Origin of the sequence: Acetobacter syzygii, assembly GCF_000964225.1 — a bacterium.
Lineage (GTDB): Bacteria > Pseudomonadota > Alphaproteobacteria > Acetobacterales > Acetobacteraceae > Acetobacter > Acetobacter syzygii.
Genome location: NZ_BAMZ01000010.1, coordinates 18,544 through 40,912, shown reverse-complemented (window position 1 = coordinate 40,912; position 22,369 = coordinate 18,544). Strand labels below are relative to the sequence as shown.

The following is a 22,369-nucleotide window of genomic DNA, read 5'->3' as shown; positions in this document are numbered from 1 at the left end:
CTCTTTTCCTGCAAGGTTTTCATATCATAGTCGTTACTGTTGCATTTTCAACACAAAATATGAGCACACCTTACAATTAAGCCCGCCCCCGCCTGCAAGCCGCAGAAACCCTGACCCGCCCTCTAAAAATCCCCTTCTTTTTTACAGAAGCGTTGCAAAAGCCACCGTGCCGCAACACCGTGGGAACCCTTGGCGTGCCAGACCACGGCAAGAGGCACCAGCCGGTCGCCCGCGTCAAATTGTTGCGTTAATGCAACAATATCGGGCGCAGCGGGAGAAGCCGCCAGAACATGGTCGGACACAAACGCCCAGCCAATGCCGTGGCGGACCAGTTCCAGAATGACCCAGTGGCTTTCCACCCACCATACCTCCCCCGCGACCCGCAGGTAGTGACGTTCGCGCTCCTGCCCACGCGCTGCGACCAGAATCTGGCGATGGCGTTTAAGGTCCTCCAGCGCCACGGGGCCACCCTGAGCCAACGGATGGTTACGCCCACACACCAGCTTGAGGGGAACACGGTCAATGGTACGGAAGGCCAGTTCGGGCAGCATCCGATTCTGCTGCCACATCACCCCAAGCTGGGCCGCACCATCGCGCACCAGTTGGCCCACATCCTCCATGAGCGGGAACAGGATTTCCATTTCCACATGGGGGAAGACCTGCGCAAATTCAGCAAAAACCGGGCCAAGCGCGTGTTCGGGGTACAGCTCGTCTATGGCAACAACCAGCTTGTTCTCCACCCCACTTTCCAGGGAGCGGGCAACACCTATCAGATGTTCGCGCCGGTCCAGCACCACGCGGGCCTCGCGCAATAGCCGTTCGCCATCCACGCTCAACACCGGGGTGCGGCCCGTGCGCACAAACAGCACCACCCCCAGATCCACCTCCAGATTGGCAACATGGGTGCTTATGGCCGACTGCGCCCGCCCCAGCCTGCGCGCCGCAGCGGAAAAAGACCCGGCATCCACCGTGGTCACAAAGGCTTCAAGCTGTTCGAGAGAAACATTCATCCATCTGTTTTTCCGATAGGTTCCATCTTTCCTTTAAGAGGAGGCGAGATAGATTGCCGCCATGTCAATGCACTCTTCCACCCAGACCCCGGCCATGCACACCACAACCGAGCCCGCCGCGCAGGTTTCCATGCGTTCAGGCATGGACCGCCTGCGCCATGTTCTCCTGTTTGAACTGCTGGCACTGGTTATTGTTATTCCCACCGGCAGCAGCCTGTTTGGCCTGCACGAATCCGCTATGGGCATTATCGGTGTTGGCAGCGCCGTAACCGCCATGGTGTGGAACTACATTTACAATCTGATTTTTGACCGGGCCATGGCCCGGCTTTACCACACCACCCACAAAACCGTGCGGGTACGGGTGGTACATACGCTTCTGTTCGAAGCGGGTTTGCAGGTTGCACTGCTGCCGGGCATTGCCCTGTATATGCACCGTTCACTATGGGCGACATTTTCGCTCTCGCTCTCACTCGCCCTGTTTTATCTGGCTTATGCTTTTGTGTTCAACATTGGCTACGACCGGGCCTTCCCCCTCCCTGCCAAATAACTGAACGCCTCGCCCGCCCGCTAAAGGGCGGGGTGCGGATAGCGCTCACGCCCGATCACTTTTTGAAGGGCGCAGAGACCTTGATGCACGGAATATGTTGCGACTAATTCTCATTTATGTTTGAGTAAGGTCAGACTCGTAACATTGAGGTGCCAAAGGGATGGTTGTCTGCTCCTGCAACCTGCTGACACATAAAGATGTTGAAGCCGCCGTGGCTGACGGCGCAAACCACCCGCGCGAGATTTATGCGGCCCGTGGCTGCAAGGCCCAGTGCGGGAACTGCGTTAAAGGCGTTGTGTGCCTGCTGCGCGAGGCCAAAAAGCGGCACATGCAGCAGGCCGAACTGGCCGCCCATGCTGCCCGCCAGCCCAACATGGCCATTGCTGCATCCGCCTGAACAATAACGCCAGACCACCGAACGGATGACACCGCGCCACCACGGCTTGCGCAGTGGCAAGGCTTCTGGCACCGATACGGGCATGAGCGATCCTGTTTTTGTTTTGGGTGGTGGTGCGTGGGGTACCGCACTTGCCCTGCACGCCGCACGCACCGGAGCACAGGTGCATCTGTGGGCGCGCAATACCCAGACCCTGCCCAACGGAGCCATGCCGCGCCTGCCGGATTATCCGTTACCTCCTGCAGTACAGGCTTGCTCCACCTTGCCTGCAGTCACACCAGGCTGTGTGCTGGTGGCCATTCCTACCCAGCACCTTGCCACGGTCCTGCCCATGCTCCCCGCTGGCATTAACGCGGTCTTGTGCTGCAAGGGCATAGAACGCCAGACACTGGCTTTTCCGCTGGATATTCTGGCACGCGAACGCCCGGACGTGCCCGGTGCCGTACTCTGCGGCCCCAACTTTGCGCGCGAAATTGCTGCCGGGCTCCCCGCAGCAGCCGTTCTGGCCGCCCCCGACCACACTAGGGCACAGGCTTTGAGCAGCCTGCTTTCCACCCCTCTATTCCGCCTGTATGCCAGTACGGATTGCGTGGGTGTGCAACTCGGGGCGGCTGCCAAAAACGTCATTGCTGTTGCTTCCGGCGTGACCATAGGTGCTGGACTGGGCGAAAACGCCCGCGCGGCCCTGATTACCCGTGGACTGGCAGAAATAACCCGACTGGCCATAGCCCTTGGGGGGCACGCTGCCACACTGGCAGGGCTTGCGGGGCTGGGCGACCTGCTGCTGACCTGTACGGGGGCCGCATCCCGCAATTATCAACTTGGCATGGCGCTGGGGCAGGGTATGACCACCCACACTGCCCTGAACAGCCTGCCCGGTGTGGCGGAAGGGGTTACAACAGCTTCCGCCCTACAGGCCCTTGCACGGAGCCACGGGGTGGAAACCCCCATTACCGACTGTATTGCAGCCTTTATGGAGGGGCAGATAAGTCTGCCCCAGGCCACACACAGCCTGCTCAGCCGCCCGCTTAAAAGCGAGGTCTGATACCTCCTACCCTGCCAAAAGTCTGCTTATGGGGCTGGGTTGCGCCATACACATGTACCGTCACGTTTATGTGAGGGGTGGAGTCTTTGCCAGCGCGGCCTTGTATCTGCCTGCCCGCTTGCCACGTTGAGTGCTGCGGGCCGACCATAGCGTACCCGCAGACAGACATTTGTTGGAAAGGCTGGCATTCCCATGACCAAACCCAATGCTTCTGAGCTTCACGTCAAAGAATATCTTGGCACCCCCACAGACCTGAAGGCCGACAAGGTCAAAGCTGTTGTGGCAGGGCTGGCCGAGGTACTGGCAGATGTGTTTGCCCTGTACATCAAGACCAAGAACTTCCACTGGCATATGAGCGGTCGCCACTTCCGTGACTACCACCTGCTTTTGGATGAGCAGAGCCAGCAGATTTTTGCCATGACCGACCCGCTGGCCGAACGTGCGCGCAAGATTGGTGGAACCACCCTGCACTCCGTTGGCGAGATAGGCCGCAAAACCGCCATTTTGGATAACGATGCCCTCTACGTGACCCCGGAGGACATGCTGGCAGAACTCCGCGAGGATAATCAGACCCTCACCAGACGCCTGCGTGCCGTGCATGAGCTGTGTGATGATGCACATGACGTTGCCACAGCCAGCCTGCTGGAAAACTGGATTGATGAAACAGAGCGCCGCACATGGTTCCTGTTTGAAAGCACTCGTCCGGTTTTTGGCAAAAACGACTAAGCACCCCATTCACACGGCTGGAGCAGGGTTTACCCCCTGCCCCGGCCTTGCTTGGAACCCGCAGATCCTTCAGGGCGTGGGAGCAGCTCCACCAGCCCCTTTTTCCGCACAGTAGCGGGCATAATATTCATCCGCCATACGCCGCAGGGCTTCGCCAATGGCGGCATACTGGTATTCGTTCAGATTAGCCAGGGACGCCCGTGCCGAAGGGCGCTTGACGGCAAACCCATCACCGGGCAGCAGCACAACGCCTGTTTCCTCCGCAATGCGGAACAGAATGGTCTGGTAGTCCACCTTTGTCATCAACCAGCGGGCAAAGCGGCGGCCATACAGTTGGGTCACCACGTTGGACAGGTCGATCAGCGTATAATAGTGGGTGCTGCCATCGTCATCTGGTGCTTTAACCCCAAGGTCGCGGTACAGAGCCAGTTCGCGCCGGTGGAGCAGGCGCTTGAGCGCGCTTTTATAAGCATCGCGTCCATCCATAAGGGCAAACAGGGCGAACAGCACCATCTGCACCTGCTGTGGGGTGGACAGACCTGCCGTGTGGTTAAGGGCCACAGTCCGGCTGTCTGCGACCAGACGGTCAATAAATTTGAGCGCCCGCACATCCGGGGTCAGGGAGGCATAGCGTTTGTCCAGTTCCTCCTTTTCCGGCTCTGGCAATGCAGCCAGCGCGTGGTCCAGCACATTGTTCTGGTGCATGGCCACAACGCCAAGCCGCCAGCCCGTGGAACCAAAATACTTGGAAAAAGAATAAACCAGCACCGTATTGTACGGGCAAATCGCGTAGATGGACTTAAAATTATCCGCGAATGTGCCGTACACATCATCGGTTACAATAATCAGGTCGGGCCGTTTTTTAACAATTTCGGCAATATGGGCCAACCCGGCATCACTCATACGGACCGAAGGCGGGTTGCTGGGATTAACAACCAGAAAAATCTTGACCGACGGGTCGAGCAACTTGTCCAGCTCTTCTGGTGGATATTGCCAGCCTGCCTCCGGGTCGGCGTTAATGGCGACTTCCTGCAACTGGTAATCCCGCAGTTCGGGAATTTCCACATACGGGGTAAAAACCGGCATACCAATTGCCGCTTTGTCGCCCGGACGGATCAGCCCGTTCTCCCGCAGGGAGGCAAAAATATAGCTGATGGCCGCAGTCCCGCCTTCAAGCGCAAACAGGTCTGTTGTGCTCTCGGGCATGGAGCCGCCCGCCATTTCGTGCAGCAGGTAGTGGCGCACCACTTTTTCAGCATAGCGCAACATGCGCGGTGGGGTCGGGTAATCGCACCCCAGAATGCCAGAGGTCAGTTCCAGCAAAAACCTATCTGCTGGCAGGCCAAGCTGGTCACGCACGTACGAGAGTGCACGGCGCAGAAAAGGCACCCCCGGCACATCCTTGTTGGCAACAAGAAAAGCCTCAAACCGGGCTTCTATCCCTTCGCGCCGGGGCAGACCCCCCACTCCCTCCGCCATGTAGGAGAAGGTTAAGGCAGAATCGGCCGCGGCAAACATCCCGAGCTGAAAAAAACCCTGCCGGGGCAGGGTCGCCAAAAAATTGGGGTTGCCGCGCCCTGCGTCCAGCATGGCCCGCTGCGCACGACCGGACGCCAGCCGAATAAGCTGGTCCTTGAGTTCAAACGGGCTGAGGTGCCTGTATTTTTGAAAATCGTCGGCTGGGCTGGACATCCCGTGCTTCCTTCAAACGGATATTTTTGTTGTGTGGAATGTGCATGGACAGGCGTGCGAAAACCACCCCCAAAAACGCAGCCTGCTCCTGTTTTGACCAATTTGGTCTGGATCAAGGCGTGCAGGCGGCGCAATGGCACACATCAGACCTGCTCGTCCTCTGGCAAAGGGGTGGTCAGATGATCGACCATGGCCAGCAGCACCGCAGTAATGGGGGAGGCAAAAGCAAACCCCCACATGCCCAGAAAAGCCCCAAAAATAGTCTGGGACAGAATGGTCAGTGCAGGCGGCATACTGACCGCGCGTTTTTGAATGAAGGGAGACATGACATACCCCTCAAACGCCTGAATAAACGCATACAGCCCGGCCACCATAAGGGCCTCCCGCGGGCTGATGGACAAGGCAATAAGCAGCGCGGGCACAGCCCCGATAAATGTGCCCAGATAGGGAATGAAGTTGGCTGTCCCGGCCACAAGCCCCAACGGAAAAGCCAGCGGCATTCCCAGCAGGGAAAGGCCGACCCATGTCAGCACCCCCACCACGGTCATATCCAGCAGCTGCCCGGCAACCCAGGCGGACAGCACATGCGCCGTAGTGCGGATTAACGCGCGCGCTGTGGGCCGGTAGCGCGTAGGCACCAGCCGCAACAGGCCATTGGCATACAAATGCGGAGAGAGCGCAAAATACACCCCCGCAATCACAATAACCACCAGCGTACCAGCCGAACCAAAGGTGGATGTGAGCACATTGGTCATGGACCCGGCAAAATCCATACCACCGCCTGCTCCCTCCGATCCAAGGGGGCCGGATGTCTGGTTACCTCCAAAAAAGCGTGGAATATGGTTAAGGACCGAATGACCGACCGGGTTCTGGTCCAGCGTTGCATGGAGAGCATCGCGCTCGTGGGTCAGGGCTGCATACAGGTGGGAAAGCTGGGTCACCAGTTCGGGGCCGGAAACATGCACAACACCAGACACCCCACCCACAAGGGCGGCAAGGAACAGCACCACCGCCACCCATTGCCGTATGGGCAACACCCGGCAGATCAGCCGTGCCGCTCCATGGAGCACCACAGCCACCAGGGCCGAGGCAAACACCACCATGACCACAGCGCCCCCGGCATAAATAAACAGCCCCACGCACATGGCGGCCACGACCATAACCGCAAGCTGGTAAAAGCGCCGCATAACGCGCTCCAGCTTCTGGGTCGCAACAGCCAGATCGGCTATCTGCGCCGCGCCATCAGCAATTCCGGCCCGCACAGGCATGGGGGAAGAAGGCTCAACGGGCGCACTGGTTGGGGGGCAGCAGCCCTGCCCCTGTTCGTGTGCACCCTCTACTCTGTGCTGTTCCACTGAGGTTGTTTCCTGACATGATCGCTTGCCACAAAGGACATCTGTTTTGTGTGTGGCGGAAAAGAGTGGGCTGAACACCCCCTTTTTCTTGCAACACATTCTTGCGTCGCGCGGAAAAGACCTCGAAATATAAGCAGGATCCAGATATAAAATAGCCACATTGCAAATATGTTAACAACTGCGCCCCCCTGCCCGGTTCACACAAAGCGGATAATCGTTGTCTAAGCCCCCCACCTCCCGTTCGCCCAAAGGGTACCTGAGCAAGGCCCTTACCTTTGCCGCTCGTCCGCTGGACATGGCAAACCCTTGCCTGCAGGGGCGTAAACGGCGCTGTGGACGACCAACAACCGATGTAACCGAAGATCTGGACCAGTATCTGCTGGAAATCGCGGCCGGTCTGTTTGTGCAGCATGGCTATGCAGGCACATCCATAGACCAGATCGCGCGTAAGGCGTGCGCCAGCAAGCAGACCCTCTACCGGCGTTACCCTTCCAAGGAGGCGCTGTTCATTGCGGTTGTGACCAACCTGACCGGCTCGGTCCTACGCGCGATGGAGGAAACCCCTCTGACCAACCCGCTGGAAGAACTGCGCCACATAAGCCGCCTGATGCTCGACCTGACCTTGCGGCCAGATGCACTGGGCACCTACCGCATTCTCATAGCGGATGGGCACCGCCATCCCTCCCTGCAGCAGCAGGCGGTTATGGCCATTGGCCAGCCATTCCATAATAATTTTGTCCGTCTGCTCAAGGCGGCGGAACAGAAGGGGCAGATTAACCCCGGCTACGCAACGGACACCACCGCCCGCCTGCTGACAGGCATGATTACCGGCTGGCCCATGGAAGACAGCCTGTTTGGCCTGAACCCCCTGCAGACCGAGCCTGAGCGCGATCTGTTTTTTAACGAGGCGTGGTCTTTTTTCCTCAGTGCCGTGGGGGGCAGGCCAGTCGCCCCCTCCCTCTCCACGCAGGAAGCTCCGGCATAACGGGCATCAGGCGCACCAGCCACCCTGTTCCACGGAGGAAGAGGAGGCCGCCTTACCCGGCTGCTCGGGTCTGAAATCCAGCGCAAGCCCGTTCATGCAGTAACGCAACCCCGTGGGCGGTGGCCCATCGGGGAAAACATGGCCCAGGTGCCCTCCGCACTCCGCACAATGCACCTCCTGCCGGACCATGCCGTGGCTTGTATCCCGCCGGGTAGCCACGCCTTCTGGCTCCGCCGCCCAGAAGGAGGGCCAGCCGCTCCCGCTCTCGTACTTGGCGGTGGAGCGGAACAGCAGGGTGCCACAGGCAGCACAATGGTAAGTGCCCTGCCGTTTTTCCCCATTCAACGGGCTGGAGCCGGGGTATTCCGTACCGTGGCCAAGCAGAATCTGCTCCTGTTCCGCGGTCAGGGGCGCACGGGGGCCACACCCACCAGAACTGCATTCTTTGGTCATAACGGTTCCTCCACTGGCACATCGACCAGACCAGACCTGATCGCAGGCATTTGTTACCCGGCAGGTTACCGCCCGCCAGCCCCCTGCGCCAAGCACACTGTTTTCACACTCCGGCGAGGAATGTTCCTCCTCCGTGCGTGGAACCGGCGCACACAGAATGCAATAGTGGGTTGATGCCCGCACGCGCTGTTCCTACACTTCCGCCACATTGTGCTTTTTGTCTGTCTGGCCCGTGCCCCAAGACTTTGCTCCACCCTACTTTTACCCTGCCCCGCACCTGCGGCCCGGCATGAACAGGACCGCACCATGAGCCTTACCGACCTGCTGGTCATGCTGGCCTATCTGGCGGCCATGCCGGTTGCAGCCCTTGTGCTGGCGGGGCGTCAGTCCTCCTCCATGTCCTATCTGGAAGGGCATGGAGATCTGCCATGGTGGGCACTCTGCCTTTCCCTTGTTGCCACGGAGACCTCAACACTCACCGTTATTGGTGTTCCGGGCATTGCCTACCAGTCGGGTATGGTTTTTGTTGGGTTGGCCGTGGGTTACCTGCTTGGGCGCGCTCTTGTGGCATGGCTGTTTTTACCTCTGTACCAGCAGGGGCGGATGCTCAGCGCATATGACTGGCTGGGCCAGCGCTTTGGGCCAACCATGCAACGGCTGGCATCCGCCACGTTTTTGGTCACCCGGCTGCTGGCGGAGGCCGTGCGTCTGTTTGCCGGAATGCTCCCCCTTGCCACCATGCTGGCCGCCATGCAGTGGCACCTGCCCCAGCCCCTGCTGCTGGGCGTGATTATGCTGCTCACCCTGCTCTACACAGTCTGCGGTGGCTTAAAGGCCGTAGTCTGGTCGGACAGTATTCAGTTCTGCCTTTACCTCTCCGGTGCTCTGGCCTGCGTTGCCCTGCTTTGGCACAAGGCTCCGGCGGGCACGTGGCATACGCTGCAACAGGCGGGGCGGCTACACCTGTTTGCCCACCATGCGTCCTTCCTGCACAGCGCATTTACCCCATTTGCAGCCATTGGCGGTGGCGCACTGCTCTCCGTTGCCTCCCACGGCACTGACCAGCTTATGGTCCAGCGTATGCTGGCGGCCCGTAGCCTGCGGGATGCCCGGCTGGCTCTTATGGGCAGTGCGGTAGGGGTGGGCATACTGTTTGCCCTGCTCTCCCTGACCGGGGTGCTGCTCTGGGCCCGCAACGGCGGGCAAACACTGGCCCAGATGGGCTTTGCCAGCACGGATGCCATTTTTCCCGCCTATATTGTGCAGGACCTGCCACCGGGTCTGCGGGGGCTTATGCTTGCGGGTATTCTGGCCGCCACCATGGGCTCGCTCTCAGCCACGCTCTCCGCCATGACTGCGGCCAGTGTGGGAGATTTTGCGCCCCTGTGCGCCCGTGCCGCCCGCGCTATGGGGTGTTCGGCACTGGGTTTTGCACGGCTCATTACTGTGGCATGGGCCTGCGCGCTTGTTGGCTGCGCGGGCCTGTTTGCCCATGGGAGCCAGTCCGCCGTTATACTCGGTCTGTCCATAGCAGCCTGCGGCTATGGGCCCATGCTGGGCACCTTTGTAGCTGGCATGGCCATGCGCCGGGCCACCGCGCGGGTTCTGGCACCCGCCTTTGCCATAAGCATACCACTTATGGTGTGGACCATGCTTGTGTTCCGCCCATATGGGCAGTCCCTCGCCTTTCCGTGGCTTATTGTGCTGGGCATGGTTGCCCTGTTCGGACTGGCAGGGTTGTTCCATATGGTGCACCCTGTTCTTTGCACCCTGCGTGTCCGCAACCGGAAGCCGCCACCATGACCACACAGCACACTCCCCACCAGCCCCCCCGGACCGAAATGCAGGACCCCCGGTACGATGGGCTGGATACATGGCCCACCGGCACCGTGCTGGAGGCCCTGCTGGAAAGCCAGCTTGCCGCCACAGCCGCCGTTAAGGCCGCCTTGCCCAACATGGAAGACGCCATTGCCCAGGCTCTTCCCCGACTGGAACGGGGAGGAAGGCTTTTTTACGTTGGCGCAGGAACATCGGGCCGTATTGGGTTGCAGGATGGCGTGGAACTGATCCCCACCTATGGCTGGCCATCCGAGCGGCTGGTCCTGCTTCTGGCCGGGGGAGAGGCAGCCCTGTTCAGCCCTGTGGAAGGGGCGGAGGATGACGAGGAGGAAGCCCAGCGCGCCATAAGCAGCCACACACCCACTGCGGACGATGTGGTTATTGGCATTGCCGCCAGTGGGGGCACCCCTTACACCTGCGCCGCCCTTGCCAGTGCGCGCTTTTGTGGCAGCCTGACCATTGGCCTGTCCTGCACCCCCAACGCACGCCTGCTGGCCGAAACCGATATTGGCATTCTGACCGAAACCGGGCCGGAAGTCGTTGCAGGTTCCACGCGTATGAAGGCGGGAACAGCGCAAAAAATCTGCCTCAACCTGCTCTCCACCACCCTTATGGTGCGTCTGGGCCATACATGGCGGGGGCATATGGTGGACATGCGGATTGTAAACGCCAAGCTGGTCCACCGCGCCCTGCGTATGATTACAAAACTGACCGACTGTTCGGACGAGCAGGCGCAGGCGGCTCTGCTTAAAGCCGATGGATCGATCAAACTGGCCATATTGCTCCGCCAGGGGCTGGAACCCGCACAGGGTCGGATGCTGCTGCGCCTGTGCGACGGCCATTTACGCAGAGCGCTTGATCTGCTGGCCGTGCAGGCCGCACGCGGCGTAGGCCCCATGGCCAGCAACCAGCCCTCATCATAATCATGCAGGTGGGCCAATGGATGCGGCACGGACCATTCCCCCTTTTCCAGCAGACCATGCAGAAAAACCCCTTGCCATGACCTACCAGTTTTTCAAAAAACTTCCCTCCGGGCTCCTGCTTGCCTCCAGCCTTCTTGGTTTGTGCGCCATGCCACACCCAACTCTGGCACAAACAGGGCTGGATGGGCAGCAGGCCAACATGCCCCCGGCCTTTGCCCGCAATCAGGTGCAGCCGCCGCTGGTTATGCCTGCTCCGGCCATCCTGCAAACCACAGGGGCAGCTTTTGCCCTGCCGTCCAGCCTGACTGTGCAGTGGAGCACAGCCCCTACCCCCTTACTGCTCCGCGCAGCAGAGCGCCTACGCATAAGACTTTCCACTCTTGCTGGCCAGCAGATCACTTTTGCTAACACACCTCCCACGCAAGGGGGGCTTGTGCTGCATATTCAGCTTGCCAAAGACCCTGCCTTCCCCGGTCCTGCCATGCAGGAAGGATACAGGCTGGACGTAGCCCCTTCCGGCATAACCCTTACCGCCCAAGGGCCAGCAGGCGCGCTGCACGGCATGACCAGCCTGAGCCAGCTTGTAAGGCAGGAGCTGGATGGGCCAGTGCTTGCACAGGCCCATATGGAGGACATGCCCCGTTTTGCATGGCGCGGGCTGATGCTGGATACAAGCAGGCACTTTATGCCGCTGCCAGATCTTTTGCGCCAGCTGGACGCAATGGAAATGGTCAAACTGAATGTGCTGCACATACATCTTTCAGATGGGGCGGCATTCAGGGTGGAAAGCAAACGCTTCCCGCGCCTGCATAAAATTGGCAGCCACGGGCAGTATTACACGCAGGAACAGATCCACCAGCTTGTGCGCGAAGCTGCGGACAGGGGCATTCGCGTTGTGCCGGAGTTTGATACCCCCGGCCACAGCTACGCCATGCTGCTGGCTTACCCCCGCTACGCTGCCAATCTGCCGCTCAACACCACAGACCGCGCAGAGATCAACCGGGCAGCACTCGACCCGACAAACCCCGCAACTCCCGGCTTTGTCAGCGCTGTGTACGCTGAAATGGCAGCCCTGTTCCCCGACCCTGTTTTTCATATTGGGGGGGATGAGGTTGTCGCCAGACAATGGACGCAGTCCCCCCATATTGCAGCCTACATGAAGCAGCACCACATAGCCTCGGTCGCGGCTTTGCAGGCAGACTATACCCGCCGCGTGGCCCATGCCTTACGCCAGCAGGGCAAAACCATTATGGGCTGGGACGAGGTACAGGAGGCGGACATACCGCCCGATACCATTATAGAAAGCTGGCGCGGCCCTGCCCATACGGCTCAGGCAACGGCAGCAGGCCACCCCACGGTTGTGTCCGGCCCGTATTATCTGGACCGCTTACTCCCTGCCAGCGCCTATTACACCACCGACCCGCTGGACACCCGCAAGGACGCGGCAGAAGCACAGGCCGCAGCCCAGACCACCGGCCCCACCCCGCCGGACACACCCACCACGCCTCCCCCGGCCGTGGCGGATAAACCGGCAGATGCCCCCCTGCCCCCCCTTACCAATGAGCAGAAAAGCCATGTAATGGGGGCTGAGGCCGCCTTATGGACCGAGGTTGTCTCGCCCGAAATGCTGGATGCCCGTCTGTGGCCACGCACTGCGGCACTGGCTGAGCGGTTCTGGTCGCCTGCTGCACAATGCAATGCAGCCACCCTGTACCCCAGACTGGCCATTATGGAAGACCGGCTGGACCTGCTGGGCCTGAACGCCCGCACCAATACCCGGCATATGCTGGAACGGCTGGCCCCGGGCCAGACCGAAGCCGCCAGCAGGCTGTTCAGCGTTGTCTCCCCCGTGCGCAATTACGCCCACAACCATGAATTTTTACAGATCCGGCACAAACAGACCGCCACCTTGCAGCCCCTTGGCACACCAGCAGACATTGCCAGCCCCGATAGCTTTGAAGCCGAAAATTTTAATGCTCTGGCACAGGCTTTTATGAGCGGGCACACAGAACTACGCCCCGAACTGGAGCGGCTGTTAACACTATGGGCCAACAACAACAGCGCGTTCGAACACGCAGCCGCACACAATGCGGCATTGACCCCAGCCATGGCTGCTTCGGCCCAACTGGCACGGCTGGCCCGTGCGGGGCTTGCAGCCCTTGGCACCGCCCATACGCTTAACTGGCGCGAAAACGCGCGGGAGGCGCTGAACGATGCCAAGCGGGGCATTGCCGCCTCAGCCAGTATTCATGTCGTGACCAACACGCCACAACCCGCAGGGGATCTGATCCAACGGATTGTGCCGGGGGTGGAAATACTCCTTGATCAGGCCATGCCGTAGGCGGGAGCACACCGGCACGCCCACCTTCCGCCACGCAATCAGCCCTCCCGCGGGAGGCGCTGGGCAAGGGCGTGGATCACCTCCTCCTCGTAATCCAGCTCCTGCTGCAACTTCCACTCCGTCTGGTCATTAATCTCCTGCTCGGCCACCAGTGTGCGCATGGTCTGGCGCTCGGCCCGCAAAATCTGCAAACGCAGGGCCAGTTCCATGCGGGCATGGCGAATGGCGTTCCGCCGGTCAGCCTGTGCAATGCGGGGGGTTGCATCCTCCTGCTCCAGACGGGTCTGGTAGAGCTTGGTCAACCGGTCAATAACCTCCACGCGGGCTTCCTCCAGCGCGGCCTTCTCTTCCTCGGTTTCGGGCGGGGTTTCTATGGCCGGTATGGTCTGCGCCTTGTGCAGCAGTTCAAGCGCGGCGCGCAGCAGCTTCTGGCGGGCCATGTTTTCCTCCTGCGCGTTTTTATCCACCTCTTCGGGAGGAATGAACCTGAGGCAAAATGGAATAACCACACTCGCCACCAGTAAGGAGAGAATGATGACACCCGCTGCAATCACCACCACCGGCTCACGCGCAGGGAAGGACATGGTGCCATCCTCCCCCGTTGGCAGGGACAGAACCGCAGCCAGCGTAACCGCACCCCGTACCCCGGCAAAAGTCAGGAGCAGGCTGGCGGCAAAACCCGTGGGGTGGTCAAACGGCACACGGTTGATCCGTGCGGAAGCCCAGCGGCAGGCAATGGACAGCCACACCCCCGCAAAGCGCATGACCAGCATAATGCCGTAAATTTCCACCACCAGCAGGCCAAGCCGCCACATGCCAACATGCTGGGCCAGCACCAGCGTGCGCGCACTTTGCAGCAGACTTGGCAACTGCAAGCCCAGAAATAGAAAAATAAGCGCGTTAAAAACATAGCTGACCATGGTCCACACCGTGGTCGACTGCAGGCGCGTGGTGGTCGAGGCATCCTCAATAATACCAGAAAGTTTGACCACCATACAGCCCGCAACAGCAGCCAGAATACCCGAGCACCCCACGGCTTCCGCCATGGCATACATTAAAAACGGCAACAGCAGCACAAGCACGATCTGGGACTGGGTCTCATCATATCCTGATCGGGTCAGCATTTTATTAAACCGGGTTGCGACCCATGCCACGGCCCCGCCAATGGCCAGACCACCACATGCCACGAGCAGAAACGTGCCAAAAGCCTGCTGGTAGGAAAACTCGCCCGTAAGGGCATCTGCCATGGCAAAACGGAAGCAGACAAGGCCCGATGCGTCGTTAAACAGCGCCTCGCCCGAGAGGAGCTGCAACAGCCGGGTAGGCACCCGCCGCCCCTTGATAAGGCTGCTGACCGCAACCGTATCCGTGGGGGAAAGAGCCGCCGCCAGCGTAAAGCAGACAGGCAGGCTCATAACCGGCAAAATCCAGTGGATGGCATAGCCACACAGCAGCGTGCTCAACACCACCAGCCCAAAGGCCAAAAACAGGATTGGCCCACGCAGTTCACCAAATTCGCGCAGGGGCATACGGAACGCATCGGCAAACAGCAGGGGCGGCAAAAAGACGAACATGAACAGTTCGGGGTGCAGGCGCAGGTGCATACCCGCAAGCCCGGCCCCTACGCCCAATGCAATAAGAATAACAGGCTGCGGCACCTTCTGACGGAAGCGCAGGGCGATCAGGCTGCTTACGGCAGTCAGCAGCAGCAAGAGCAGAATAAGTTCAATGGTCAGCATGGTGCATGCCCTTTGCGGGGCTTCTTGTTTTTGTGCAAGTGATTATCAAATCTCTGCACCATAAGGGGGGGAGCAGGCTGGAAGGCCCAGACTGGGCCTTACTTCATAACCGCCTGATAATCGGCCAGTCTGGTTTGCACATTCCGTGCGATGGCCACCAAATCCGAATTTTTGGAAAGAGCGATCTGGCTGGCAAGCACTGGCTTTATTCTGCCATGTGCCGTGGTGAACAGGCGGATGTAGCGCCGGTCAAACCCGGCACCATGCGCCTGCCCCAGGCGGTCAATCTGTTTTTGCTCCGCTGCCGTGGGTTTGGTGGGCAGGGTCAGACTGTGGGTGGAGGCAAGCTTTGCAAGCTTGGTCTGGGCATCAGTCAGGTCCTTGGTCATGGATGCGCCCAGAAGTGCCAGATCGTTCCGTGCCGCATGGGTTTTGGCGGTATTGGCAAGGGCGATCTGCACCAGATCGAACGCATTGAGCTTTTGCACAAACGCCGCATCCGCTGCCGTAAAGGGTGCAGGCTTGGCCAGCGCAGGCAAGGGCGGTGCCGGGGGCTGCCCCGGCGTAACATAAGCACACCCGCTTACACCCAGCAGCAGAACTAACAGGGGGGAGAACACACACGCCTTATGGCGGAACAGAAACGACATAACCGGCAGTTCTCCCTTACACGGTCCAAAGCATGGCATATGAATATGCCCAAATATTGAGAGCAATGTTTGCCAGCAGCAAACAGGCTGGTTGCACTTGTACTGTTTACGCCCGCAACAGAGTCCACCCTGCATGGCCGTACATGCCATGATGAAAGCATACACACCCAAAGGCAAGACTGGAGCAGTCGCATTTATTTGTTGCAAAGCTGGTGAGTATGACCGCAGCGGTGGCTGATTTATAATTCCACCCCCCACGCATTTTACTGGTGTGGAGGTATTTTACACTTTGTTTGCGCCTTGCATCACGCCAGCAGAACACAGTAGGCTGGCAAAGGCGGGCATACCGTGCGAGGACATGCGCCAATTCTGGATGTTGGGATATTCCATTACATGAACGGTCGTCTTTTAAACTTACTGGCTCTTTCCTCCCTCTCTCTGGGGTTGAGCGGGTGCGGTTATTTTGACTCACGCGCAGCCCATAAGGCGCAGTTGACCATGATCGGCATGACCTCCTACGACCTTCAGTCCTGCGCAGGTCTGCCTGCCGCCACCAAGCAGATTAACGATACGACCCAGATTTTCATCTACAATGGCACACAGCCACAGCCCAGCTACGGTGGCTCCACCCTTATTCCGGTTGGCGATATTGTGACAACCGTTGCCCAGCTTGGTGGCGGTGGCGGCACCACATGCTCCGCCGTTATTCGCCTTGACCACGACCGCGTGGCCGATGTGCATTATACGGGCAATAATGACGAACTGATTGGCACGGATGGAATCTGTTCCATTATTACCCGCGGCTGCTCGCGCCGCCCCGAAGGCACAATGAACAAGCAGACCGGCAGCCTTCTGTTTGGCCCTGTCTCCGCCTTCCATGAACCCAAGGGGACAAACCAGTCCACTTCCGCCACCTATTCCCCGCAGGCTGGTACGGTGGAACTGAACCCCAACCCCAACTCAACCGATCCGGTCATTATTCCGCGCAAACCGTAAGCCCATCCGCCCCACGGTTTTTATAGCAGATGCCCGGCCAGTAAGACCTCCAGCCAGCCAGCAAACGCCTGCAGGCGGGAGGAAAGGTGCCGCCTGTGCGGATACAGCAAGGCCACAGGCATGGCGGGCGCGCACCATTGGGGAAGCACCACGCGCAACTGGTCATTATCCACCAGTGAGCGCACATCATACGCGGGGACCTGAATAAGCCCCAACCCCGCCATGCAGCAGGCAATCTGCATTTCCGCACTGTTCACCGTAACCGCCCCCGGCAGGTCCAGCGTGTGGAGCGCGCCCTCTGCCTCCCACTCCCACGCCTCCACCCGTCCATTGGCGGGGGACATGTAACGCACGGCCAAATGCCCATTACGCACCAGATCATCAGGGGTCCGGGGAACACCATGGCGGGCAAGGTACGCGGGGCTGGCAACATTGAGCAGGCTCATCTGCCCCATACGCCGTGCGATCAACCCCGAATCATGCAAGGTGCCAACCCGTAGCACACAGTCCAGCCCTTCCTCCGTCAGGTTGACCGGACGGTCCGTTACGCCCAGCTCCAGCTTTATGCCGGGGTGAGCCGCAACAAACCCCGGCAGAGCCGGAGCAACAATCAGGCGGCCAATGCGGGCGGGCAAGCTTACCCGCAACACGCCGCGCACATGCCCACGCTCACGCCGGAACAGGTCTTCCGCCTCGTCCATGTCGGCTACAAGCCTTACGCAATGTTCGTAAAATGCGTGGCCATCGGGCGTTGGGGTTACTGAGCGGGTGGTGCGGGTTAAAAGCCTTGCCCCCACGCGGGTTTCCAGCACCTGCACAGCGGTGGAAACGGTAGAGCGGGGCAGACCGAGCGTTTCCGCCGCACGGGTAAAGCTCCCCGTTTCCACCACCCGCGCAAAAATGCGGCATTGATCAATACGGTCCACACCCTTACCCCTGCCTGTTTGCACCAGATTGTTCGTAAATTCTGACAGGTCTTATCATATATGGGAACTTTATTTGCATTTTTCAGATGATACTGTGCCACACAGAAAAACGGGCATGGGCCTGTTTGCACCAGCAAGGCAGCACAGACATGACCACACACAGCATAACCGGCAAAACCATCCTGATTGCCGGAGGAGCCAAAAACCTTGGCGGGCAGATTGCGCGCGATCTGGCCAAACAGGGGGCCAAAACCATTGTTATCCACCACCATAACCACACAAGCGCAGCCGCAGCGCAGGCAACCGCACAGGCGGTGGAACTGGCCGGAGCAAAAGCCTTTGTTTTTCAGGCAGATTTAACACAGCCCGGTGCCATGGCAGACCTGTTTGCAAAAACCATGCAGGCAGCAGGGTCTTTGGATATTGCAATCAACACCATAGGCAAGGTGCTTAAAAAACCCATAGCCGACACAACAGATGCAGAATTCGATGCCATGTTTGCCATTAACACCAAAGTGGCCTTCCAGTTTATACGCGAGGCCGGGCAACACCTGGGCAACAATGGCAAACTCCTGAGCATTGTGACCTCACTCCTCGGGGCATACACGCCCTTCTACAGCACGTATGCTGGAGCCAAAGCGGCTGTGGAGCACTTTACCCGTGCAGCCTCCAAAGAACTGGGAGCACGCGGCATTTCGGTTAACGCCATTGGTCCGGGGCCAATGGATACCCCGTTCTTTTATGGGCAGGAAGAACCAGAGGCTGTGACTTACCACAAAACCGCAGCAGCTCTTTCCGGTTTTAGCCACACGGGCCTGACGGATGTGGAAGATATTGTGCCGCATGTGCGCTTTATGGTGTCCGATGGATGGTGGATGACCGGGCAGACCATTCTGGTTAACGGTGGGTACACCACCAAATAGGTCACGGCTGAATACAGCCTGTTCCAAAACGGCTCCCCAACACCAAATAAGGTGGGGGAGCCGTTGTTTTTTTTGGGCATTGCTCCCCTTGCCCCTGTTTATGGCACCTCAGCCATGCGTTGCACAAATACAACAACCGTTTTGCCACGTTATCCCAACGTTCAGAATTTGATTGTTATGTTATAATATAACTAATAGCTATGCGGCCCTTGGCACACTCCAATTCAGGCGGCATGTATCCATGACCTACCGACCTTCTGGTCTTCTCCTCTGCTCCTCTTTTCTGAGCAGCCTGCTGGCAACAGGCCATACGGCAGCAGCCCAGACGGCCACACCCACCACGCAGGTAACGGCCACGACCATCCCCCATAACGCTCCGGCCGCACATACGGCAGCCAAACTTCCGGTGCGCAAAGGCAGCGAGACGGTCAAGGTTATTCCCCAGAATGCCCAGCATACCGCAGAGCAGGTTATTGTGACCGCTCATCTGGACCGCGCGCGCTCCGAACTGTCCCCCACCACAGGAGCTACGGTGTACCGCTTTAGCAGGCAGGCACTGGAAAATATTCCGGGTGGGGATAATGCCCCGCTTAATCAGGTTCTTTTGCAAGCGCCCGGTGTCGCACAGGACAGCTACGGCCAGATCCACGTCCGTGGAGACCATAACGAGGTCCAGTTCCGGCTGGATGGGGTGCAGCTCCCCGAAGGGCTCAGTGTGTTCGGGCAGGCATTGATGACCCGTTTTGCGGACAACATGTCCCTGACCACGGGCGCACTGCCCAGCCAGTTCGGGTTCCTACAGGCTGCCGTGGTGGACATTACCACAAAGAACGGCACCACCAACGCAGGGGGGAACCTCTCTTTTTACGGTGGGGCGCGGGATTATTTTTTCCCTTCCCTGCAATACGGTTTTCACAAAGGGAAGTGGGATTTTTTTGCCACGGCGGACTTTGTGCATGACCGCGTAGGGATCGAAAACACAACAAGCTCTTTTAATGCGCCACACGACCTGAGCAACCAGTACCACTTTTTGGGCCATGCCCGCTACACAGTGGATGAAGATACACGCATAAGCCTGATTGCTGGCATTTCCAACGCGGAATATCAGCTCCCCAATAATCCGGGGCAACTTCCGCAGGACTGGAGCCACAACTACACCCCACCTGCCGGAGCCGCCACCAGCAGCGACAGCCTGAACGAACACCAGAAGCAGATTACCGACTTTGCCGTTCTGGCCCTGCAAAAGGAAATTGGCGCATTCAGCCTGCAGGATTCCGTATTTACCCGGTACAGCAGCCTGCGTTACTCCCCCGACCTAACAGGGGATCTGCTCTACCTTGGCAATGCACAGCAGGCCGCGAGGTCTGTTTTTTCTACCGGCACACAGCATGACGTAACCTGGCGCGCAGCACGCGACCATACCGTGCGTTTTGGTTTTCAGGCTTTTGTGGAGCGTAATGTTTCCAAAACAACGTCCAATGTTCTCAGCACATTGGATAACCAACTCCTGACCCTGCATGATGGCAGCGGCAAAACCGGCATGGTCTATGGCCTGTACGCACAGGACGAATGGCAGCCCCTGCGCAACCTGACCATAAACTACGGAATGCGGTTTGATGGTGTGAGCGAATACACTGCCGAACACCAGTTTAGCCCCCGCGTAAACGTTGTATGGAAACCATGGCAGGGTGGCACCCTCCATGCCGGGTATTCGCGCTATTTTACACCCCCACCGTTTGAGGTTGTCAGCAGCAGCTCCCTCGCGCAGTTTGCCAACACAACCGCCGCCCCCAGCTCCACCACCAACAGCAAAGTCCGTGCCGAGCGCGACCATTATTTTGATGCAGGCTTTGAGCAGACCATTCTGCCCGGCTGGCGCGTTTCGTTCGATGCCTATTACAAACTGGCCAAAAACCTGATTGATGAGGGCCAGTTTGGCGCCCCCATTATTATGAGCGGCTTTAACTACCGCCATGGGCAGGTCAATGGGTACGAGGTCAGCACATCTTACGACCACGGACCTCTCTCCATTTACGGTAACTTTGCATGGTCCCGTGCTATTGGTAAAAAAATTACCAGTGCACAGTTCAACTTTGATGCTGATGAACTGAACTACATCAACAACCGCTGGGTCCATCTGGACCACGACCAGCGCTGGACGGCATCCGCGGGTGCAACCTATACGCTGTTCCGCAAAACCCGCACACCTCTGCGCCTGTCGGCCACCATGGTTTATGGCAGCGGACTGCGCGCGGATGATGATGTGAACGGCATACCCAACGGACTGGCGTTAAAGCCTTATGCTACGGTTAATTTTTCTGCCGTGCAGACCATCCACAATACATTTGGCTCCGCATGGCACGGGGATACGCAGCTCCGTCTGGATGTCATCAATCTGGGAGACCACACCTACCTGCTGCGCGATGGATCGGGCATTGGTGTGGGTGCGCCACAATATGGCCTGCGCCGGACCATCCTGTGTGGGGTTTCGCAAGGGTTCTGATAACAAATGGCTGGCAGAACAACAGGTTTTTGCCAGCCAGACGGCCTTTAACCCGCCACCTGTGCAGCGTTCCCCTCCTTACGGATTTTGCCCATTGGGGTATGAACGCTGCACATTCTATGGCTGATCCGCCTTACCCACAACAAACCGCCCGGCCCAGAATACGATCAGCGCCAACACGGCAATTCCCGCACTCCATGCCAGCACCGCATAAGACCCCGCAGCGCCCAGAACAACCCCACCACACAACGCCCCGGCCCCAATACCCGCATTAAACCCGGTAACACTAAAAGAGCAGGCGGCCTCGCGCTCATTGGGGGCCAGTTCCATGGCATAATTTTGCGGTGCCATGTTCAGAACCGCACTGACAATGCCCCACACCACCATATCCACCCACACCAGACCCGGAATCCACCCGGAGGCAACCATAATCCCGTGGGTGGCAATAAGGCCTGCCGTGGACATGCCAATCAACCGGCCTGCCGACCAGGGCAGACGGGCTCCAACCCAGTTGCCCCCAATACCCACAACGCCATAAACCAGTAGCAGCACGGGAATAAGCTGTTCAGGACTATGCGGAATCGTCTGCAATAATGGAATAATGTAAGTATAGGCCGCAAAATGTGCGGTAATAACCAGCATGGTCAGCACGGCAATATACACCAGTACCGGCTGGCGGAGCAGACGCCGCAGGTCCATGTGCCGCCGTTGCGCAGGCATGGGGGGCAACAGCACAAGAGCTGCGGCAAACACCGCAAGGGCAGCACCACCACAGGCTACAAAGGCCGCGCGCCAGCCCAACCATTGCCCAATGGCAGACACAAGGGGAATCCCCCCGGCAAACCCCACCGCAACGCCGGTAAAAGCCCACCCGGTTGCCCGCGCCACAGGAATATCCGGCGCCAGACGGACCGCCACACTGGCTATAACCGACCAAAAAACCCCGTGCCCCAATGCAAGCATAATGCGCAGCACCGCCATAACCGCGTAATTGGTTACAAACGCACAGGCAACATCCACCCCTCCGGCCAGCAGCAGCAGACCTGCAACAAGGGTCCGCCGGTCCACACCAGAGGTCAGCAACGTCAGGGGGATAGCCGTTAATGCCACCAGCCAGGCATAGCCTGTCACCAGCAGCCCCACCTGCGCGGGGGAAACGTGCAGCCCCTGCGCAATATCGGTCAACAGGCCAATGGGCATGACCTCGGTTACAAGCCACACAAACGCCCCGACCGAAAGCATGACAAGACGCACCATAGCTGCACAACCCGACATAAAAGGAAAAACCACTTTGGCCCCTACTATGCCCAACCACCGTG

19 protein-coding genes are annotated in these 22,369 nt (G+C 59.0%); 11 read left to right on the top strand and 8 right to left on the bottom strand.

Features of this window, described 5'->3' with window-relative positions; all coding sequences use genetic code 11:
* Positions 1-122: 122 nt before the first annotated feature.
* Positions 123-1,010 (bottom strand): LysR family transcriptional regulator, encoded by an 888-nt coding sequence (locus Absy_RS04950; RefSeq protein WP_048853636.1) that lies wholly within the window; start codon positions 1,008-1,010, stop codon positions 123-125.
* 61 nt (positions 1,011-1,071) lie between these two features.
* On the opposite strand from Absy_RS04950, the gene Absy_RS04945 reads away from it, so the two are divergent.
* The 4 genes from Absy_RS04945 (at position 1,072) to Absy_RS04930 (ending at position 3,725) form a co-directional block, all read left to right on the top strand.
* Positions 1,072-1,557, top strand: a complete 486-nt coding sequence (locus Absy_RS04945; protein WP_245614735.1) for a PACE efflux transporter — start codon at positions 1,072-1,074, stop codon at positions 1,555-1,557.
* Positions 1,558-1,717: 160 nt separating this feature from the next.
* Positions 1,718-1,954 carry a (2Fe-2S)-binding protein gene (locus tag Absy_RS04940; RefSeq protein WP_048853635.1) on the top strand — a complete coding sequence of 79 codons (237 nt, stop codon included), beginning with the start codon at positions 1,718-1,720 and terminating at the stop codon, positions 1,952-1,954.
* 82 nt (positions 1,955-2,036) lie between these two features.
* Positions 2,037-2,999 (top strand): NAD(P)H-dependent glycerol-3-phosphate dehydrogenase, encoded by a 963-nt coding sequence (locus Absy_RS04935; protein ID WP_048853692.1) that lies wholly within the window; start codon positions 2,037-2,039, stop codon positions 2,997-2,999.
* Between the two features lie 192 nt (positions 3,000-3,191).
* Entirely contained in the window at positions 3,192-3,725 is a 534-nt protein-coding gene (locus Absy_RS04930; RefSeq protein ID WP_048853634.1) for a Dps family protein, read from the top strand.
* Positions 3,726-3,794: 69 nt separating this feature from the next.
* On the opposite strand, the gene Absy_RS04925 is transcribed toward Absy_RS04930, so the two are convergent.
* Complete coding sequence (locus Absy_RS04925; protein WP_048853633.1) at positions 3,795-5,417, bottom strand: bifunctional aspartate transaminase/aspartate 4-decarboxylase; 1,623 nt, start codon at positions 5,415-5,417, stop codon at positions 3,795-3,797.
* A 143-nt stretch (positions 5,418-5,560) separates the two neighbouring features.
* Positions 5,561-6,685 (bottom strand): AI-2E family transporter, encoded by a 1,125-nt coding sequence (locus Absy_RS04920; protein ID WP_048853691.1) that lies wholly within the window; start codon positions 6,683-6,685, stop codon positions 5,561-5,563.
* A gap of 304 nt (positions 6,686-6,989) precedes the next feature.
* On the opposite strand from Absy_RS04920, the gene Absy_RS04915 reads away from it, so the two are divergent.
* Positions 6,990-7,757, top strand: a complete 768-nt coding sequence (locus tag Absy_RS04915; RefSeq protein WP_048853632.1) for a TetR/AcrR family transcriptional regulator — start codon at positions 6,990-6,992, stop codon at positions 7,755-7,757.
* 6 nt (positions 7,758-7,763) lie between these two features.
* On the opposite strand, the gene msrB is transcribed toward Absy_RS04915, so the two are convergent.
* Positions 7,764-8,210, bottom strand: a complete 447-nt coding sequence (gene msrB, locus Absy_RS04910; protein WP_048853631.1) for a peptide-methionine (R)-S-oxide reductase MsrB — start codon at positions 8,208-8,210, stop codon at positions 7,764-7,766.
* A 306-nt stretch (positions 8,211-8,516) separates the two neighbouring features.
* Here msrB and Absy_RS04905 point away from each other — a divergent pair, with 306 nt between their 5' ends.
* From Absy_RS04905 to Absy_RS04895, 3 genes are read left to right on the top strand one after another with little or no spacing between them, the layout of a single operon-like run.
* The gene (locus Absy_RS04905) at positions 8,517-10,013 is read left to right on the top strand and encodes a sodium:solute symporter (protein ID WP_048853630.1); all 1,497 of its coding nucleotides are present in this window, start codon (positions 8,517-8,519) and stop codon (positions 10,011-10,013) included.
* On the top strand, positions 10,010-10,972 hold the full coding sequence (locus Absy_RS04900; protein WP_048853629.1) for an N-acetylmuramic acid 6-phosphate etherase: 963 nt from the start codon (positions 10,010-10,012) through the stop codon (positions 10,970-10,972). The genes Absy_RS04905 and Absy_RS04900 overlap by 4 nt, the downstream gene beginning before the upstream one ends.
* A gap of 16 nt (positions 10,973-10,988) precedes the next feature.
* Positions 10,989-13,313: a beta-N-acetylhexosaminidase gene (locus Absy_RS04895; RefSeq protein WP_052945701.1), complete on the top strand. Its 2,325-nt coding sequence runs from the start codon at positions 10,989-10,991 to the stop codon at positions 13,311-13,313.
* Between the two features lie 38 nt (positions 13,314-13,351).
* On the opposite strand, the gene Absy_RS04890 is transcribed toward Absy_RS04895, so the two are convergent.
* Positions 13,352-15,052 carry a Na+/H+ antiporter gene (locus Absy_RS04890; protein WP_048853628.1) on the bottom strand — a complete coding sequence of 567 codons (1,701 nt, stop codon included), beginning with the start codon at positions 15,050-15,052 and terminating at the stop codon, positions 13,352-13,354.
* Positions 15,053-15,150: 98 nt separating this feature from the next.
* Positions 15,151-15,702, bottom strand: coding sequence for a DUF4142 domain-containing protein (locus Absy_RS04885; protein ID WP_048853627.1), 552 nt, complete (start codon positions 15,700-15,702; stop codon positions 15,151-15,153).
* 498 nt (positions 15,703-16,200) lie between these two features.
* On the opposite strand from Absy_RS04885, the gene Absy_RS04880 reads away from it, so the two are divergent.
* A complete protein-coding gene (locus Absy_RS04880) occupies positions 16,201-16,698 on the top strand; it encodes a hypothetical protein (protein ID WP_048853689.1) in 498 nt (165 codons plus the stop codon).
* 20 nt (positions 16,699-16,718) lie between these two features.
* On the opposite strand, the gene Absy_RS04875 is transcribed toward Absy_RS04880, so the two are convergent.
* Entirely contained in the window at positions 16,719-17,624 is a 906-nt protein-coding gene (locus tag Absy_RS04875) for a LysR family transcriptional regulator (RefSeq protein WP_048853626.1), read from the bottom strand.
* Positions 17,625-17,773: 149 nt separating this feature from the next.
* Between Absy_RS04875 and Absy_RS04870 the strand changes: the two genes are divergently transcribed.
* Together Absy_RS04870 and Absy_RS04865 are read left to right on the top strand one after the other, a co-directional pair.
* A complete protein-coding gene (locus tag Absy_RS04870) occupies positions 17,774-18,547 on the top strand; it encodes an SDR family oxidoreductase (protein WP_048853625.1) in 774 nt (257 codons plus the stop codon).
* A gap of 241 nt (positions 18,548-18,788) precedes the next feature.
* Positions 18,789-21,050 (top strand): TonB-dependent receptor, encoded by a 2,262-nt coding sequence (locus Absy_RS04865; protein WP_048853624.1) that lies wholly within the window; start codon positions 18,789-18,791, stop codon positions 21,048-21,050.
* A gap of 117 nt (positions 21,051-21,167) precedes the next feature.
* Here Absy_RS04865 and Absy_RS04860 read toward each other — a convergent pair whose 3' ends face one another.
* Positions 21,168-22,307, bottom strand: coding sequence for an MFS transporter (locus tag Absy_RS04860; protein ID WP_048853623.1), 1,140 nt, complete (start codon positions 22,305-22,307; stop codon positions 21,168-21,170).
* Positions 22,308-22,369 lie beyond the last annotated feature (62 nt).

Bases quoted from the DNA above. Each gene is read 5' to 3' on its own strand.
- Absy_RS04950 (WP_048853636.1), bottom strand. From the start codon at position 1,010: ATGAATGTTTCTCTCGAACAGCTTGAAGCCTTTGTGACCACGGTGGAT.
- Absy_RS04945 (WP_245614735.1), top strand. From the start codon at position 1,072: ATGTCAATGCACTCTTCCACCCAGACCCCGGCCATGCACACCACAACC.
- Absy_RS04940 (WP_048853635.1), top strand. From the start codon at position 1,718: ATGGTTGTCTGCTCCTGCAACCTGCTGACACATAAAGATGTTGAAGCC.
- Absy_RS04935 (WP_048853692.1), top strand. From the start codon at position 2,037: ATGAGCGATCCTGTTTTTGTTTTGGGTGGTGGTGCGTGGGGTACCGCA.
- Absy_RS04930 (WP_048853634.1), top strand. From the start codon at position 3,192: ATGACCAAACCCAATGCTTCTGAGCTTCACGTCAAAGAATATCTTGGC.
- Absy_RS04925 (WP_048853633.1), bottom strand. From the start codon at position 5,417: ATGTCCAGCCCAGCCGACGATTTTCAAAAATACAGGCACCTCAGCCCG.
- Absy_RS04920 (WP_048853691.1), bottom strand. From the start codon at position 6,685: ATGCCTGTGCGGGCCGGAATTGCTGATGGCGCGGCGCAGATAGCCGAT.
- msrB (WP_048853631.1), bottom strand. From the start codon at position 8,210: ATGACCAAAGAATGCAGTTCTGGTGGGTGTGGCCCCCGTGCGCCCCTG.
- Absy_RS04905 (WP_048853630.1), top strand. From the start codon at position 8,517: ATGAGCCTTACCGACCTGCTGGTCATGCTGGCCTATCTGGCGGCCATG.
- Absy_RS04900 (WP_048853629.1), top strand. From the start codon at position 10,010: ATGACCACACAGCACACTCCCCACCAGCCCCCCCGGACCGAAATGCAG.
- Absy_RS04895 (WP_052945701.1), top strand. From the start codon at position 10,989: ATGGATGCGGCACGGACCATTCCCCCTTTTCCAGCAGACCATGCAGAA.
- Absy_RS04890 (WP_048853628.1), bottom strand. From the start codon at position 15,052: ATGCTGACCATTGAACTTATTCTGCTCTTGCTGCTGCTGACTGCCGTA.
- Absy_RS04885 (WP_048853627.1), bottom strand. From the start codon at position 15,702: ATGTCGTTTCTGTTCCGCCATAAGGCGTGTGTGTTCTCCCCCCTGTTA.
- Absy_RS04880 (WP_048853689.1), top strand. From the start codon at position 16,201: ATGATCGGCATGACCTCCTACGACCTTCAGTCCTGCGCAGGTCTGCCT.
- Absy_RS04870 (WP_048853625.1), top strand. From the start codon at position 17,774: ATGACCACACACAGCATAACCGGCAAAACCATCCTGATTGCCGGAGGA.
- Absy_RS04865 (WP_048853624.1), top strand. From the start codon at position 18,789: ATGACCTACCGACCTTCTGGTCTTCTCCTCTGCTCCTCTTTTCTGAGC.
- Absy_RS04860 (WP_048853623.1), bottom strand. From the start codon at position 22,307: ATGGTGCGTCTTGTCATGCTTTCGGTCGGGGCGTTTGTGTGGCTTGTA.